This is a genomic window from Enterobacter cloacae complex sp. SYL003 (genome assembly GCF_049236925.1).
Taxonomy (GTDB): Bacteria; Pseudomonadota; Gammaproteobacteria; order Enterobacterales; family Enterobacteriaceae; genus Enterobacter; species Enterobacter intestinihominis.
Map to the genome: position 1 here is coordinate 1 of NZ_JBMKJK010000068.1, position 777 is coordinate 777.

Here is a 777-nt window from a genome sequence, read left to right on the forward strand (position 1 = left end):
CGCCTGGTAAGCAGAGTTTTTGAAATGTAAGGCCTTTGAATAAGACAAAAGGCTGCCTCATCGCTAACTTTGCAACAGTGCCACAATGTGCGTAATGACCCCCCTGACCTCCAACCCGTCCTCATCGTCATCAGGTATAGCCCTGAAGTTATCCAGCTTATCGAGTTCCTGGAGACACCGCTTGGGGTGTAGTCGCAATCGCATGATCCTGAATTCTTGTTCCAGGACACAGAGCACCAAAGACCCGTCAACGGGCGTGCCCCCAAAATCTACTATGAGCAGCGCACCAGGCTTTATCCCTTCCCGGAAAGAGTAGGTATCACTTCGAAAAAAGAATACTCCCGGCGCTCCTGTATTACAGTGCTGATCGAGTGACAGCCTGTTTTCCTGGTAGTCGGTTGCTGGCGATGGAAAACCCATTTTTAACGGCCTCCGTTGGGGTTAAAAAGCATGAATGTCCGGTTCTCTCCTTCCTGAGTGGAAATGTCTTTAAAAACGGTCACGTAGGTTTCAATCCACTGATTTGCTTGGCGACAACTCCAGTGAAAATTAATCAGCGCAAGCTGGCTGACAAAGGCTTCTGTCGTAACTGTCTGACGACCGTTCGGCTCACGCTTAATGCTCGCACGCCAGGCTGAGTCAATTTCATAGTGTCTAGGCATGAAAAACCTCCGATCAATATAGCTGTATGCATATGGGTCTTCCCTTGTTGTGGTGGCTGAAGGCATGATAATGGTGTATTTAATCGCCAGAGGTCACCGCCATGGACGAAAAGTC

At 49.0% G+C, this 777-nt stretch carries 2 protein-coding genes; both read right to left on the minus strand.

Annotation, left to right across the window (positions count from 1 at the left end; translation table 11 throughout):
* Positions 1–63: 63 nt before the first annotated feature.
* Positions 64–420, minus strand: coding sequence for a S24 family peptidase (locus tag ACOT1A_RS24600; protein ID WP_004199403.1), 357 nt, complete (start codon positions 418–420; stop codon positions 64–66).
* A gap of 2 nt (positions 421–422) precedes the next feature.
* Positions 423–662, minus strand: coding sequence for a hypothetical protein (locus tag ACOT1A_RS24605; RefSeq protein ID WP_001549892.1), 240 nt, complete (start codon positions 660–662; stop codon positions 423–425).
* Positions 663–777: the final 115 nt, after the last annotated feature.